At 74.3% G+C, this 16,462-nt stretch carries 8 protein-coding genes; 5 read left to right on the forward strand and 3 right to left on the reverse strand.

Annotated elements, in window-relative coordinates; translation table 11 throughout:
• Positions 1–31: 31 nt before the first annotated feature.
• The gene (locus AB0F01_RS08875; protein WP_362091446.1) at positions 32–1,576 is read right to left on the reverse strand and encodes an alpha/beta hydrolase; all 1,545 of its coding nucleotides are present in this window, start codon (positions 1,574–1,576) and stop codon (positions 32–34) included.
• Positions 1,577–1,842: 266 nt separating this feature from the next.
• Positions 1,843–4,920: a lysylphosphatidylglycerol synthase domain-containing protein gene (locus AB0F01_RS08880; RefSeq protein ID WP_362091449.1), complete on the reverse strand. Its 3,078-nt coding sequence runs from the start codon at positions 4,918–4,920 to the stop codon at positions 1,843–1,845.
• Positions 4,921–5,106: 186 nt separating this feature from the next.
• Between AB0F01_RS08880 and AB0F01_RS08885 the strand changes: the two genes are divergently transcribed.
• From AB0F01_RS08885 to nudC, 5 genes are all read left to right on the forward strand, one after another.
• Positions 5,107–5,493, forward strand: coding sequence for an MGMT family protein (locus AB0F01_RS08885; protein ID WP_362091452.1), 387 nt, complete (start codon positions 5,107–5,109; stop codon positions 5,491–5,493).
• 257 nt (positions 5,494–5,750) lie between these two features.
• Complete coding sequence (locus AB0F01_RS08890; protein WP_362091455.1) at positions 5,751–9,242, forward strand: ATP-dependent DNA helicase; 3,492 nt, start codon at positions 5,751–5,753, stop codon at positions 9,240–9,242.
• 286 nt (positions 9,243–9,528) lie between these two features.
• A complete protein-coding gene (locus AB0F01_RS08895; protein ID WP_362091458.1) occupies positions 9,529–13,257 on the forward strand; it encodes a UvrD-helicase domain-containing protein in 3,729 nt (1,242 codons plus the stop codon).
• Positions 13,258–13,267: 10 nt separating this feature from the next.
• A complete protein-coding gene (locus AB0F01_RS08900) occupies positions 13,268–14,680 on the forward strand; it encodes a dipeptidase (protein ID WP_362091461.1) in 1,413 nt (470 codons plus the stop codon).
• A 136-nt stretch (positions 14,681–14,816) separates the two neighbouring features.
• Positions 14,817–15,773, forward strand: coding sequence for an NAD(+) diphosphatase (nudC, locus tag AB0F01_RS08905; protein ID WP_362091463.1), 957 nt, complete (start codon positions 14,817–14,819; stop codon positions 15,771–15,773).
• 297 nt (positions 15,774–16,070) lie between these two features.
• On the opposite strand, the gene AB0F01_RS08910 is transcribed toward nudC, so the two are convergent.
• Positions 16,071–16,328 carry a mycoredoxin gene (locus tag AB0F01_RS08910; RefSeq protein ID WP_362091466.1) on the reverse strand — a complete coding sequence of 86 codons (258 nt, stop codon included), beginning with the start codon at positions 16,326–16,328 and terminating at the stop codon, positions 16,071–16,073.
• Between the last annotated feature and the right edge of the window lie 134 nt (positions 16,329–16,462).

Consider the following 16,462-nt stretch of genomic DNA (forward strand, 5'->3'; position numbering starts at 1 on the left):
TGCACCGGAAGGAACGTGGGGCTCCAGGAGATCAGGAGCAGACCGTTCCGCTGTCCGGCACCTTCCCCGAGAGGAGATAGCCGTCCACCGCCGCCCGGACGCACCTGTTCTTGCTGTTGTACGCACCGTGCCCCTCCCCCCGGTAGGTCAGCTCCACGCCCACCCCGTCGCCCAGGGCCTGCGCCATCCTGCGGGCGCCCTCGTAGGGCGTGGCCGGGTCGCCGGTGTTGCCGATGACCAGGATCGGCGCGGAGCCGGGCGCGCTCACGTCGGGATGGTCGGCCGCACCGGGCACCGCCCAGTCGGTGCAGCTCAGCATCCCCCAGGCCAGGGTTTCGCCGAACAGCGGCGAGGCCCTGCGGAACTCGGGCAGGCTGCGCTCCACGTCCGCGGTGTCGTACCGGGGCTTGTCGTCGGCGCAATTGATGGAGACGTTGGCCGCGACGAGGTTGCTGTACTCGCCGTTCTCGTTGCGGCCGTTCATCGAGTCGGCGAGCAGCATCAGAATCGTTCCGTCACCGTCGTAGGCCTGCTCCAGGCCGTCCGTCAGGAACTCCCAGAAGTCCCGCGAGTACAGGGCCTGCAGGATGCCGCCGGTCGCCATCGACTGGGTCAGCTCGCGCGGGAAGACGCCCGGGATCGGCCTGCGGTCCAACTGCGCCAGGAACCGGGCGATGCGGTCCTTCACGTCCTGCGCGCTGTCGCCGACGGGGCACTCCTCGGTCTGCGAGACGCAGTTCTCGGCGTAGTTGTCCAGCGCCCGTTGGAAGCCCCGGGCCTGGCCGAGCGAGCCCTGTTCCGGGTCCTGCGTGGGGTCGACGACCGCGTCGAACACGGCACGTCCCACCCGCTTCGGGAACAGGTGGGCGTACACGCCGCCCAGTTCGGTGCCGTAGGAGATGCCGAAGTAGTGGAGCTTGTCGTCGCCGAGGACCTGGCGCATCAGGTCGAGATCGCGGGCGGTCTGGGTGGTGCGCACGTGGGGCAGGATCCGCTCGGAGTTCTTCTCGCAGGCGGCGTTGAACTCCTTGGTGCCGTTCAGAAGTTCGGTGCGTTCCCGCTGGTCGTCGGGGGTCGCGTCCTGCTCGAAGTGGGCGTCGAGCTGTTCGTCGTCCTCACAGCGGACCGGTGCGCTGCGGCCGACCCCCCGGGGGTCGAAGCTGACGAGGTCGTAGCGGGTGCGCAGGGTCGCGTAGTCCGGACCGAAGGAGGGCAGGGCGGTGACGCCGGAGCCGCCCGGACCGCCGAAGTTGAAGATCAGCGAACCGATCCGCTCGTTCTCCGGGCCGTCGGCGCGGGCGCGGATCAGCTCGATGCCGATGGTGTCGCCGTCGGGGTCGCCCCAGTCCAGCGGTGCCTTCATGGTGGCGCACTGCCAGGTTCCGCCGTTCGGCAGGGGAGAGGGGGCCGGGCCGCCGCCCTGGGCCTCGGAGGGGGCCGGGCAGTCCTTCCAGCCGAGTTCCTGCTCCGTCAGGTCCTCCTTCTCGGCGTCGTCACCGCAGCCCGCCAGCAGGGCGGGCAGCAGCACGACGGAGACGGACAGGGCGGCTGCACGCAGGCGGAAGGGCTTGGGCATGCCTCCATCCTGCGGTCGCGCGCGACGGGCCGCGCGAGGGCGGGTGCCGTACGAGGGAGCCGGACGGCCCGGCCGGCCGCGGGCGGTGCCGTGCCCACCGAGCCGTTTCCACCGCGCTGTGCCCACCGAGGGGTGTCCACCGAGCCGTTCCCACCGCGCCGTGCCGACCCGGCCGTGCCGACCGCGCGGGGCCGCTCACGACGTGCCGACCTTGGCCGTGCCGACCCTGGCCGTGCCGCCCGGCCCGCCCCAGGCAGGGCCGGCCGCTACAGCGCTTCCTTGCGGGTGAGGTGGTTGAAGGCCAGCCAGCCGGGCAGGACGGGCAGCCACAGGGTGAGCAGCCGGTACAGCAGCACCGCCGGCGCGGCGACCTCCTTGGGCAGCCCGATCGCGATGAGGCCGACCGTGAGGGTCGCCTCGACGGCGCCCACACCGCCCGGTGTCGGGGCCGCCGAGCCCAGTGCGTTGCCGGCCAGGAACACCACGGCCACGCCCGCGATGCTGATCGACGTCGTCTCGTCGCCGAACGCGCGGATGGAGGCGTCCAGGCACATCACGAAGCAGCCGGTCAGCAGGAGCATGCCGCCGATGCCGGTGACCAGCTTCTGCGGGCGCTGCAGCACGTCCAGCATGCGCGGGACGACCCCCGCGAACAGCGACCGGACCCGGGTGAGCACGAACTTCCGCAGGAACGGCACCGACGTCACGACCAGCACCAGCACCGCGACCGTCAGCAGACCGGCGATCACCGTGCGGGACGGCGAGAGGGACGGCGTCTTCTCGGTACCCGTCAGATAGCCGAAGGCGAGCAGCATCAAAATGTGGCAGCCGAGTCCGAACAGCTGGGACGCCCCGACACTCGCCACCGCGAGCCCCGGCCGCACGCCCGCGCGCTGAAGGAACCGGGTGTTCAGCGCGACCCCGCCCACCGCCGCCGGGGCGACGATCTTCACGAAGGACCCGGCGACCTGGGCCGCCACCGTCCGCAGGAAGGGCACCCGCTCTGGCACGAACCCCAGCAGCGCCAGGGCGGCGGCGAAGTAGCTGGCCGCCGAGAACAGCACCGCCGCGGCCACCCAGCCCCACTGCGCGTTGGAGATCAACGGACCGAACTCGATGTGGGTGAGCTGCGTCAGCAGGAAGTACGCGCCGATCGCCCCGGCGATGAAGCTGATCAGCGTGCGCGGGCGGACCCGCTCCAGGCGGGCCGGCTCCACCGGCGCCTGCGGCCTGATCCGCAGCACCTCGTGCCGGATCTGGGTGAGCAGGTCCTCCTCGCGCGCCTCTTCCAGGGCGTCGTCGATGGCCCGCTTCTCGGCCCGCTGCTCCGCCCGCACGGCCTTCTTGTCCAGCCGCTCCGTCCGGTCCGGGCGTTCGGCGGCGTCCGGGGCGTCGGTGGCCCCGGCCTGCTCCGCGCGGAGCAGCTTGGCCTGCCGGGAGGCCTCCAGGACGGCCTCACGCTCGCGTTCCGCCCGCTCCCGGGCCAGGCGGCGCAGGGTGGCCCGGGTGGAGCGGCTCAGCGCGATGGGCTGCAGCATCGGCAGGCAGTCGGCCACCGCGTCGGGCCCGAGCACGCTCACCGCGGAGGCCACCGCCCGTTCCGCGCCCACCCGCAGGCCGAGCGTCACCAGGAGCTGGGAGGTGTCCATGCGCAGCAGCAGGTCACCGGCGGCGATCTCACCGGCCCGCATGTCGGTGAGGATGACGGTGCCGGAACGATCCACCAGGATCGCGTCCCCCACCAGGCGGCGGTGGGCGATGCGGCGGGACTGCAGCGCCCGCACCTGGTGCCAGGTGTCGCGCAGCAGCGCGTCGGTGATCTCCTCGTCGGCCAGCGAGTCCAGGGTGCGTCCGCCGCTGTGCTCGTAGACGAGCATGACCGCGTCGGGGCCCAGCTCGGAGGTCGCGATCAGCTTGGGGGCGTTGGCGCCGGCGGCGATGGCCGCGTACGCGAGCAGCGCCTCCTGTTCCAGGGCCTGGCGTAGCGACTGCAGGCTCCGGCGGGTGGCGAAGCCGCGCAGCGTCAGGTTGCGCCACGCCCGGTAGAAGAAGCCCTGGGCCTGCTGTTCGCGGTCCACGACCGTCACGTCCAGCGGTGGACCGTCCTCCAGGGTGACGAAGTACCTGCGGCCACGGTCACCGGTCTCGGCGGCGTCGGGCGCCTCCACGCGGGACGCGGTCACCGGGCGGAACCCGACGGTCCGCAGGCCCGCCATGAGGTTCCGCCCGGTGGGGCGGACGTTCGGCGAGCCGACCGCGTAGAGGGTGCCGTAGGCGACGCTCCACCCGATCAGGACGGTCAGGATGATCGAGAACGGTGTGGTGTAGCCGGTGACGAGCATGGAGAACGCATCGAGCAGCAGCACGACCCAGAGCACCGCGCGCCAGCGGGGTCTGCGGGACATGCCCACGGCCGTCATGTACGCGATCACCGGGGCGAGGTAGCCGTGCACCGGATCGGTCAGCGCGTGGATGTCGCCGGGGGAGGGCTGGGTGAGTGCCTCCTGGATCGAGGCGGGCGCCGCCTGGGCGACCCACAGGTCGGTCGCGAGGGTCACCCCGTGCGCGAGCACGGCGGCGAGCACGCCGTCGGCGATGCGCAGCCCGTCGCGTTTGATCAGCCGTTCGATGGCGAAGGCCACCGGAACCAGCAGGATGGCGATGCTGGAGGCCAGGCCCGCGACCTTGATGAGCAGGTCGGGCGCCTGTCCGGTGCCCTTGTTGATGTCCTGTTCCAGGCCCGAGGTGGTGCCGTGGGCGAACGCGGCGATCGCCAGCAGCACCACCACGGCGAGCACGCCCACCAGCAGCCGCATGAGGTCCGACGGGCGGTGCACGCGCGCGGGCAGCAGGGGCTCGTCGCCCTCCACCTCGTCCACGTGCACCGTGTCGGAGGCGGGGTCGTCGACGGACCCCGTACGGCGGGGGGACGGGCGGTCCGCGGCCGTGCGGGGGGCCGGGCCGGGCGCGCCCGTGGTGCCGGGCGCATCGGGTACGTCGGGCGCATCGGATACGCCGGATACATCGGGTGCGTCGGGTTCGGTGGCTCCGTGCGGGGAGGCGGGGCCGGGCACGTCGGCCCCGTCGCCGTCGGCCCCGTCCTGGGCGGCCGGGGTCCTACGGGTCCGGGTGCCGTTGTCCTGGCGGTCCGGGGTCCCCCGCCCGCGGGCGTCCGAGCCGTCCGAGCCGTCCGGGCCGTCAGGGCGATCCGGGCCGTCGGCGCTGTCCGGGCCGCTCGGGCCGTCCGTGCTGTCCGGGCCCCTCCGGCCGTCCGTGCTGTCCGGGCGCGACGAAGCGCCAGGGGTGCCTTCCGCGTCCCCGGGGTGCGCACCCTGCTGCTTCATCGTCTCTTCTTGGTCTCGTATCACCAGTCACCGCCCGCACGATGGTGGCATGCCGAACCGGCACAAGGGGCAATCAGGGTCCATGTGCGGGGTCGCACAGTCTGCCCGAAAGGGATTCTCCGGGCGAGGTGTGGGCACCCTCGGGGACCCCTTCCGTTGTCGGTGGGGTGGTGCAGGATGGGCGGGATGAGTGAGCAGAGCCTTCCGTCCGGTGCCGGCCCGGAGACCGCCGGTGCCCTGCCGGAGTACGCCGAGCGGGTGCTCGACGTGGCGGATCTCATTCCCCCGGGGCGGGTGATGACGTACGGGGACGTGGCCGAATGGCTGGGGGAGGGCGGCCCGCGGCAGGTCGGCCGGGTGATGTCCCTCTACGGAGGAGCCGTCCCGTGGTGGCGGGTGGTGCGGGCCGACGGGGTCCTCCTGCCCGGTCACGCGCTGCGCGCCCTCGACCACTACCGCGAGGAGGGCACCCCCCTCAAGGAGGCGGGCCGGGCCGCGGAGGACCACCTGCCGCGTATCGACATGCGGCGCGCGCGGTGGGACGGGGGCGGCCGTGCGGAGGGTCACACCTGACAGCTTCGGCCATGCGGCGGCCCGCGGTGGGGCAGGTGATCCGTACGGGGGAAGAGGGGCACGCCCGTGGCATGACGTACGTTCGAGATCTGAGGGGCCCACGGGACGGCGGTGCCGGGAGGGAACAACCGGAAGCTCTGCTTCCGGACGTCTCGTCGGCGTAGCGTCGGCTGCACCCGTCCCCCTCACCCCGCGACCACCGCCCTCCCCGCGCGGCGGACCGCCCACCAGAACACCCACCAGGACCGGCGAACCACGTGAGCTCCTCTTCCTCCACCAGCGGCCTGTCGCACCCCCGGGTGCGCCGGGGGAACCGTGGCGCCTATCGACTGCTCCGTACCCCGCCGCCCCGCTCCCACCCCCCTCGACTGGACGCCGCCCAGCGCTCCGTGGTTGAGCACAGCACCGGACCGCTGCTCGTTCTCGCAGGTCCCGGCACCGGGAAGACCACCACGCTCGTCGAGTCCGTGGCCGAGCGCGTCGCCCGGGGCGGGGACCCCGAGCGCATCCTCGTGCTGACGTTCAGCCGCAAGGCGGCCGTCGAACTCCGCGACCGCATGGCCCTGCGCATGGGCGCCGCGAACGCCCCGCAGGCGACCACCTTCCACTCCTACTGCTACGCCCTGGTCCGCGCCCACCAGGACCACGACCTGTTCGTCGAACCGCTGCGCCTGCTTTCCGGCCCCGAGCAGGACGTCACCGTCCGTGAACTGCTCGCCGGCCAGGTCGACCTCGAACGGCTCGGCCTCTCCCACGTGCGCTGGCCGGACGAACTGCGCGCCTGCCTGACCACACGGGGCTTCGCCGACGAGGTCCGCGCGGTGCTCGCCCGCAGCCGGGAACTCGGCCTCGGCCCCGACGCCCTGGACGCCTTCGCCCGCCGCATCGGCCGCCCCGACTGGCGCGCCGCCTCCGCCTTCCTCGCCGAGTACCTGGACGTCCTCGACCTCCAGGGAGTACTCGACTACGCCGAGCTGGTCCACCGCGCCGTGCTGCTCGCCCGCCGCCCCGAGGTGACCGCGCGGCTCGCCGCGCAGTACGACGCTGTGTACGTCGACGAGTACCAGGACACCGACCCCGCCCAGGTACGGCTGCTGCGCGCCCTCGCCGGCGACGGCCGCACCCTCGTCGCGCTCGGTGACCCCGACCAGTCGATCTACGCCTTCCGGGGCGCGGACGTGAACGGCATCCTGGAGTTCCCCCACGCCTTCCCCCGTGCCGACGGCCGCCCCGCCCCGGTCGAGGTGCTGGGCACCTCCCGCCGTTCCGGAGCGGCCCTGCTCGCCGCCACCCGGCTGGTGACCCGGCGGATGCCGCTGCCCCGCCTGCCCGCCGAGAAGGTCCGTGCCCACCGGGAACTGACCCCCGTGCGGGAGGGCGGCCGGGTGGAGGTGTACACCTACCCGACGTCCGGCACGGAGCTGGACAACATCGCCGACATCCTGCGCCGGGCCCACCTGGAGGACGGCGTCCCCTGGGCCGAGATGGCCGTCCTGGTGCGCGCCGGAGCCCGCACCATCCCGGCGGTCCGCCGCGCCCTCACCTCGGCCGGCGTGCCCGTGGACGTCGACGGCAACGACGTACCGCTGCGCCACGAGCCCGCGGTGGCCCCCCTGCTGACGGCCCTGCGCGCGGTGGCGACGGCAGAGGCGGGGGCTGGGGCGGTCCCGGAGGCGGGTCACCGCACAGACCCCGAGACGGACCAGGGGGGCGGCCACGGGGCGGCCCCCGAGGCGGGCGCGGACCATGGGGCCGACCCCGAGGCGGCCCCCGAGGGGAGCCCGGGGGCAGACCCCGAGGCGGACCAAGGGGCAGACCCCGAGGCGGGCACCGTCGACGCCGTGTCCGGCACGGTGACCGGAGGCGCCGACGCCTGCTGGCTCGACACCGAGACGGCGCTCACCCTGCTCGCCTCCCCCCTCGCCGGCATGGACGCCGCCGACCTGCGGCGCCTCGGCCGGGCCCTGCGCGAGGAGGAGCGGGCGGCGGGCAACCCCCTGCCGCCGCCGTCCGACGTCCTCCTCACCCGAGCGCTCGCCGAACCGGAACGCCTGGCCGTCCACGACCCGCTGTACGCCCGCGGCGCCCAGCGGCTCGGCGCGCTGCTGCGCACCGCCCGCGAACGGCTGGCGCGCGGGGGCACCGCCGAGGAGACCCTGTGGGATCTCTGGGACGGCACCCCGTGGCCGCAGCGGCTGGAGCGCGCCGCCCGGCGCGGCGGCGCGGCCGGACGGAACGCGGACCGGGACCTCGACGCCGTGTGCGCCCTGTTCGCGACCGCCGCCCGCGCGGAGGAACGCACCGGCGGCCGGGGCGCCCTGAACTTCCTGGAGGAACTCGAGGCCGAGGACATCGCCGCCGACACCCTCACCCGCCGCGCCGTGCGCCCCGACGCCGTACGGCTGATGACCGCGCACCGTTCCAAGGGCCTGGAATGGCGCCTGGTCGTGCTGGCCGGCGTCCAGGAGGGCCTGTGGCCCGACCTGCGCCGCCGGGGCTCCCTCCTGGAGGCCGACCGCATCGGCCGCGACGGACTCGCCGAACCCCTCACGCCGGGCGCCCTGCTCACCGAGGAGCGCCGGCTGTTCTACGTGGCCGCCACCCGCGCGCGGGAACGGCTCGTCGTCACCGCCGTCAAGGCCCCCGCGGACGACGGCGACCAGCCCTCCCGCTTCCTGACCGAACTCGGCGTCGAACCCAAGGACGTCACCGGGCGCCCGCGACGCCCCCTGTCCGTGGCGGCGCTCGTCGCGGAGCTGCGCGCCACCACCGTCGACCCCCGGGTCTCCGACGGCCTGCGCGAAGCCGCCGCACACCGCCTGGCCCGGCTCGCCGCCCTCGCCGACGAGGACGGACGGCCCCTGGTGCCGTCCGCGCACCCCTACCGCTGGTGGGGCATGTTCGACCCCACCGAGTCCAAGGTGCCGCTGCGTCGGCGCGACCAGCCCGTCGTGCTCTCCGGCAGCGCCCTCGACCAGCTCGCCCACACCTGCACCCTGCAGTGGTTCCTCGGCCGTGAGGTCAAGGCCGACGCCCCCGCCACCGTCGCGCAGGGCTTCGGCAACGTGGTGCACGTCCTGGCCGACGAGGTGGCGTCCGGGCACACCCCCGCCGACCTGGCCGTGCTCATGGAGCGCCTGGACTCCGTGTGGAACGCGCTGGCCTTCGACGCGCCGTGGAAGTCGGCCCAGGAGAAGGAGAACGCGCGCGCCGCGCTGGAACGCTTCCTGCGGTGGCACGTGATGGACCGCACCGGCCGCACCCCGGTGGCCAGCGAGCACGACTTCGACGTCACCCTCGAAGCCGGCGACCACCAGGTCCGTATCCGGGGCCAGATGGACCGGGTCGAGGCCGATGGGGAGGGCCGCGCCTACGTCGTCGACTTCAAGACCGGCAAGCAGGCACCCAGCGGCAAGGAGGTGGAGCGCCACCCCCAGCTCGCCGTGTACCAGCTCGCCGTCCGTGAGGGCGCCGTCGACGAGCTCTTCGACGGTACGCGCCCCGAGCCGGGCGGCGCCGAACTGGTCCACCTCCGACAGGGCGCGGCCCGCAAGGACGGCGGCGAGACCCTTCCCAAGGTGCAGGCACAGGAGCCGCTGACCGGCGAGTGGGTCGGCGAACTGCTGGCCACCGCCGCCGGCAAGGTCCTCGACGAGAGGTTCGCCCCCACCACCGGCCAGCACTGCACCCACTGCGCCTTCCGGGCGTCGTGCAGCGCCCGCCCCGAAGGGCGGCACGTGGTGGAGTGAGGCCGGGTGACGCGTCCCGGCGAGCGATGCGCCCCCGAAGCGGCCGCGTGGGGTGTCGCCGGTGGGGCGGTGTGCGGTGGTGCGGGCGGCCGGTGTGGCCCCGAGAGGCCCGCGCAGGGGCCATTCCTGGCGGGTCGCCGGTGGGGCGTCGTACGGCGGTGTGTGCGGCCGGTGTGGCGCCACGCGTTCGTGTGACGCTTCGCACCACCCGCCCCGACCTGCGGTTTCGCCGAGGCGCGGAGGTGGAGGGGGCGTCGCTGTCGGTGCCCGCCGTTAGCCTTCGCGTGTGCCCGCTCGCATCACCGATCCCGAACAGCTCAAGGAGCTCCTCGGCATCCCGTTCACGCCGGAGCAGACGGCCTGCATCACCGCGCCGCCCGCCCCGCAGGTGATCGTGGCCGGAGCCGGGTCGGGCAAGACGACGGTGATGGCGGCCCGCGTCGTCTGGCTGGTCGGCACCGGCCAGGTCGCCCCCGAGCAGGTGCTCGGCCTCACCTTCACCAACAAGGCGGCCGGCGAGCTCGCCGAACGCGTGCGCAAGGCGCTGATCAAGGCCGGGGTCACCGATCCCGACCGGATCGACCCGGACGACCCGCCCGGCGAACCGGTGATCTCCACCTATCACGCCTTCGCCGGACGGCTGCTGACCGACCACGGCCTGCGCATCGGCCTCGAACCGACCTCCCGCCTCCTCGCCGACGCCACCCGCTACCAGCTCGCCGCCCGCGTCCTGCGGGAGGCCCCCGGCCCCTACCCCGCGCTCACCCGCTCCTTCGCCGACCTGGTCGCCGACCTCCTCACCCTCGACGGAGAGCTCTCCGAGCACCTCGTGCGTCCCGAGGACCTGCGGGCCCACGACACGGACCTGCTGCGCACCCTGGAGGGCGCCCGGCTCAGCAACGACGACCTGCGCAAGGTCCCCGAGGCCGCCGCCGCCCGCCGCGAACTGGCCGACCTCGTCCAGCGCTACCGGGCCGCCAAGCGCGAACGCGACCTGCTCGACTTCGGCGACCAGATCGCGCTGTCCGCCCGGCTCGCGACGGTCCCCGACGTGGGCCGCGCCCTGCGCGAGGAGTTCCGGGTCGTCCTCCTCGACGAGTACCAGGACACCTCCGTCGCCCAGCGTGTCCTGCTGGCGGGCCTCTTCGGCGGGGGGACCGGACACCCGGTGACCGCCGTCGGCGACCCCTGCCAGGCCATCTACGGCTGGCGCGGCGCCTCCGTCGCCAACCTCGACGACTTCCCCGAGCACTTCGCCCGCCCCGACGGCCGTCCCGCCACCCGGCAGTCGCTCAGCGAGAACCGCCGCAGCGGCGGCCGCCTGCTGGACCTGGCCAACGGACTGGCCGCGCCGCTGCGCGCGATGCACGCGGGCGTCGAAGCCCTCCGCCCCGCCCCCGGCGCCGAACGCGACGGCACCGTGCGCTGCGCGCTGCTGCCCACCCACGCCGAGGAGATCGACTGGATCGCCGACTCCCTGGCCCACCTCGTGCGCACCGGCACGGCGCCCGGGGAGATCGCCGTGCTGTGCCGCACCGCGGCCGACTTCGCCGAGATCCAGGGCGCCCTCGTCGCCCGGGACGTCCCCGTCGAGGTCGTCGGCCTGTCCGGCCTGCTGCACCTCCCCGAGATCGCCGACCTGGTCGCCGTCTGCGAGGTACTCCAGGACCCCGGGGCCAACGCCTCCCTCGTGCGGCTGCTCACCGGTCCGCGCTGGCGCATCGGCCCGCGCGACCTCGCCCTGCTCGGCCGCCGCGCCCGGCACCTGGTCACCCACGCGCGCGCGAGCGACGACGACCCCGACCGCCGGCTCGCGGAGGCGGTCGAGGGCGTCGACCCGTCCGAGGTGATCTCTCTCGCCGACGCCCTCGACACGTTCCTCGAAACCCCGATGGACGGCCACGGCGACGACGACGGTCTGCCCTTCTCCGCCGACGCCCGCGTGCGCTTCGCCCGCCTGGCCACCGAACTGCGCGACCTGCGCCGTTCGCTGGCCGACCCCCTGATGGACGTCCTGCACCGCGTCCTCGCCGTCACCGGTCTGGAGGTCGAACTGTCGGCCTCCCCGCACGCCCTCGCCGCCCGCCGCCGCGAGACCCTCTCCAACTTCCTCGACATCGCCGCCTCCTTCGCCGCCGGCGACGGCGAGGCCACCCTGCTCGCCTTCCTGGGCTTCCTGCGCACCGCCGCGCAGTACGAGAAGGGCCTGGACAACGCCCTGCCCGGCGGCGAGAACACCGTGAAGGTGCTCACCGCCCACAAGTCCAAGGGCCTGGAGTGGGACGTGGTGGCGGTGCCCGGCCTCGTCCGGGGCACCTTCCCCAGCAGCCGGGGCCGCGAGAAGTGGACCGCCCAGGGCAAGGTGCTCCCGCACGCGCTGCGCGGCGACGCCGACACCCTGCCCGACGTCCCGTCCTTCAACGCGCGGGGCCTGAAGGCCTTTCACGAGGCCATGAAGGACCACCAGCACACCGAGGAACTGCGCCTCGGCTACGTCACCCTGACCCGCCCCCGCTCGCTGCTCCTCGGCTCCGGGCACTGGTGGGGGCCCAGCCAGAAGCGGCCACGCGGCCCCTCCGAGTTCCTGCTCGCCCTGTACGAACACTGCGTCGCCGGCCACGGCGAGATCGAGGCGTGGGCGGAGGAGCCGGCCGAGGACGAGGAGAACCCGGCCCTCCAGCGGCCCGACGACGACCAGATCTGGCCCCTGCCCCTCGACAGCGCCGCCCTCTCCCGGCGCCGCGCCGCCGCCGACACCGTCCTCGCCCACCTCCAGGCACTCGCCGCCGACGAGGACGGCGACACCCCGGACGTCCCCGGCCCGACCGATGCGTACGACGACCCCGACTGGCCGTCACCACCCGCCGAGGAGGAACTCCTTCCGGACGACGAGGGCCCCGGGGGCCCCTTCCCCGAGGACGCCTTCCCGGAAGACCCCTTCCACGCGGACGCCTTCCCTGAGGACCCGGACGCTTTCCTCGAGGACGACCCCTTCCTCGGCGACCCGTTCTCCGACGATGACCCCCTCCGGGACGACCCTCACCCGGACGGCCCCGCCCCGGACGCCCCCGCCCCGGACGCCCCGGCCTCCGGCGGGAGCGGTCGCCACGCCGCCGAGGGCTCCGGCAGCCCGGCGGCCGGCCACGCCCCCCTCCCCGACGGGAGCCCCGCCCCGGCCGACGGCCCCGCCGCCCGCCCGACCCTTCCCCACCAGGCGACCGGCCCCCGCAGCACCGGCCCCCGCACCGACGGCCCGGGCGACCCCCGCCGGGCGCCTCGCCTCACCCCCGAGGAAGCCCGCACGGTGGCCTCATGGGACCGTGACCTCGACGCCCTCACCGGGGAGCTGCTGCGCGCCCGCGACCGGGTCACCGAGGTGGTCCTGCCCCCCTCGCTCACCGCTTCCGAGGTGCAGCGCCTGGCGGCCGACCCGGACGGCTTCGCCCGCGAGCTCGCCCGGCCCATGCCCCGCCCGCCGCAGCCCGCCGCCCGCCGGGGCACCCGCTTCCACGCCTGGGTCGAAGCACGCTTCGAGGCCCTCACCCTGCCCCTGCTCGACCCCGACGACCTGCCGGGCGCCGACGACACCGACATCGCCGACGAACAGGACCTGCAGGCCCTCAAGGACGCCTTCGAGCGCACCGAGTACGCCCACCGCACGCCGTACCGCGTCGAGGCGCCCTTCCAGCTGACGCTCGCCGGGCGGGTCGTCCGCGGCCGCATCGACGCCGTCTACCGGGAGGACGACGGCGAGCGGGTGACGTACGAGATCGTCGACTGGAAGACCGGCCGTGGCCGCGACGCCGACCCGCTCCAGCTCGCCGTGTACCGCCTCGCCTGGGCCGAGCAGCAGGGAGTCCCCCCGGAGTCCGTCACCGCCGCGTTCCTGTACGTCCGCACCGGCGAGGTCGTCCGCCCCGACCCCCTCCCCGGCCGTGCCGCACTGGAACGGCTCCTCGGCGCGGACCCGTCCGGTGAGATACCGCACTCCGAGGACGCCGGCGCGGGCCGTTAGGCTCGTGACCATGAGCCAGCCCGTTGACAGTGCCGTCGACGCCGTCCGTACCTACATCGAGGACCACCGCGCCGCCTTCCTCGACGACCTCGTCGAGTGGCTGCGCATCCCCTCGGTGTCGGCCCAGCCCGACCACGCGCCGGACGTGCATCGCAGCGCCGCCTGGCTCGCCGACGCCCTCCGGCGGACCGGCTTCCCGGTCACCGAGGTGTGGCAGACCCCCGGCGCCCCGGCCGTCTACGCCGAGTGGCCGTCCGACGACCCCGCCGCCCCCACGGTCCTGGTCTACGGCCACCACGACGTGCAGCCCGCCGCCCGGGAGGACGGCTGGGACAGCGAACCGTTCGAGCCCGTCGTCCGCGGCAACCGCCTGTACGCGCGCGGAGCCGCCGACGACAAGGGCCAGGTCTTCTTCCACACCCTCGGCGTGCGGGCCCACCTCGCGACCACGGGCCGCACCAGCCCCGCCGTCCACCTCAAGCTGCTCGTCGAGGGCGAGGAGGAGTCCGGCTCCCCGCACTTCCGGGCCCTCGTCGAGGAGCACGCCGACCGCCTCGCCGCGGACGCCGTCGTCGTCTCCGACACCGGCATGTGGTCCGAGGACACCCCCACCGTGTGCACGGGGATGCGGGGCCTCGCCGAGTGCGAGATCCGTCTGCACGGCCCCGACCAGGACATCCATTCCGGCTCCTTCGGCGGCGCCGTCCCCAACCCGGCCACCGCCGTGGCCCGGCTGGTGGCCGCCCTGCACGACGACCGGGGGCGCGTCGCGGTCCCCGGCTTCTACGACGGCATCGTCGACCTCACCGACCGCGAGCGGGAGCTCTTCGCCGAGCTGCCCTTCGACGAACGCCAGTGGCTGGCCACCGCCAGGTCCCGCGCCACCCACGGCGAGGCCGGCTACACCACCCTGGAACGCGTCTGGGCCCGCCCCACCGCCGAGGTCAACGGCATCGGCGGCGGCTACCAGGGCGACGGCAGCAAGACGATCATCCCGTCGTCGGCCATGGTCAAGCTGTCGTTCCGCCTCGTCGCCGGGCAGGACCCCGACCACGTCGAGAAGGCCGTCCGCGCGTGGGTGGCCGGCCAGGTGCCCGACGGCATCCGCGGCGACGTGGTGTTCCGCCCCGCGACCCGCCCCTGTCTGACCCCGCTCGACCACCCCGCCCTCCGGTCCGTCGTCCGTTCCATGGGGCGGGCCTTCGACCGCCCGGTGCGCTTCACCCGCGAGGGCGGTTCCGGCCCCGCCGCCGACCTCCAGGACGTCCTCGGCGCGCCGGTGCTCTTCCTCGGCATCTCCGTGCCGTCCGACGGCTGGCACGCACCCAACGAGAAGGTCGAACTCGATCTGCTCCTCAAGGGCGTCGAGACCACCGCGTACCTGTGGGGCGACCTGGCCGAGCACTGGCGGCACGATCCCTGACCCGACCGTGCCGTCCGGTCCGGCCGCCCGCGCGGGGCACACTGGAAGGACCCCGTTGCCGCGTGCCGCCGGACCGGCCCCCGCCCGCCGCACGCCCGCACGACCGCCCGCGACCCGATCCGTTCCACCGGGGGAGTTGGAAGCACCCGTGACCACCTGGACCGACCACACCGCCGACCGCCCCGTCTCCCTCACGGCCCCCAGCGGCATCGACCGCGCCGCCCACCACCGCCTCGACGAGGCGTGGCTCGCGGCGGCGTGGAGCCACCCGTCGACGCGCTGCTTCGTGGTCTCCGGCGGCCAGGTCCTCATCGACGAGACGCCCGACGGGCGGACCGAACTCGTCATGACTCCCTCCTTCGAGGCACCGCTCACGGAGGCACACCGCTACTTCCTGGGCATCGACCAGGACGGCGTCAGCTACTTCGCCCTGCAGAAGGACTCCCTGCCCGGCCGCATGGACGACTCCGCCCGCCCGGCGGGTCTGCGCGAGGCGGGGCTGCTGCTGTCCCCGCGCGACGCCGGACTGATGGTGCACGCCGTCGCACTGGAGAACTGGCAACGCCTGCACCGGTTCTGCTCCCGCTGCGGCGAACGCACCGTCATCGCCGCAGCCGGCCACATCCGCCGCTGCCCCGCCTGCGGCGCCGAGCACTACCCGCGCACCGACCCGGCCGTGATCATGGCCGTGATCGACCGGGACGACCGCATCCTCCTCGGCCGCCAGGTCCACTGGCCGGAAGGCCGCTTCTCGACCCTGGCCGGGTTCGTGGAACCGGGCGAGTCCATCGAGCAGTCGGTGCGGCGCGAGGTCCACGAGGAGGTCGGCATCGACATCGGCGAGGTCGAGTACCTCGCCAGCCAGCCTTGGCCCTTCCCGTCCAGCCTGATGCTCGGCTTCGTCGCCCGCGCCACCACCACCCGCATCGAGGTGGACGGCGACGAGATCCACGAGGCCCGCTGGTTCTCCCGTGACGAACTCGACGCCGCGTTCACCTCCGGAGAGGTCCTGCCGCCCTACGGCATCTCCATCGCGGCCCGCCTGATCGAACGCTGGTACGGCAAGCCCCTCCCCACCCGCACCTTCTTCTGACGTCGGGCACCGAACGCGCGCAGGCGGTCCGGGGGAGGGGGGTGGCGTCGAGGCTGCACGAAGTCCCGGACCGAGGTGGCTCGGGGACCTCTTGGGAGCCACCCCCCTTGGCCGCGCTGCCCCCGTACGGTGGCAGCAACCGACCCGACACCCCGCAGCCTACGCACGGGCACTGACAACGCACCGGTGGCCCGGCCGGCCTGGCCCCGGGGCGGCTTCCACGCCCCCTGCCCGTCCCGGCAGCACTGAGCTCCCCCCGGTCGCCCTGACCGGAGGGAGCTCAGTCCTTGAGGAGTGTCAGACCGCGAGGGCCTGCTTGACCTGGGCCAGGCTCGGGTTCGTCATCACGACCTCCTCGCCGCCGCCCGACGGCACCACCCGCACCGTCGGAACCGTCTGGTTGCCGCCGTTCGCCTTCTCGACGAACGCGGCCGACTCCGGGTCCTGCTCGATGTTGATCTCGGTGTACGCGATGCCCTCGCGGTCCATCTGGCCCTTCAGCCGGCGGCAGTAGCCGCACCACGTGGTGCTGTACATCGTCACAGTGCCCGGCATGTCGTTCGTTCTCCTTCGGCGGCTCGGGTAAGTGCCTGTCCACCGGGGAACGTACGCCGGTGCGCGGCCATTCCCGGCGGGCGGGGCCCCGGTCAACCCCGAGACGGGGCCGGAGACGCCCGCCGGTCCACGGA

Source organism: Streptomyces sp. NPDC029526 (assembly GCF_040637405.1).
GTDB lineage: Bacteria > Actinomycetota > Actinomycetes > Streptomycetales > Streptomycetaceae > Streptomyces.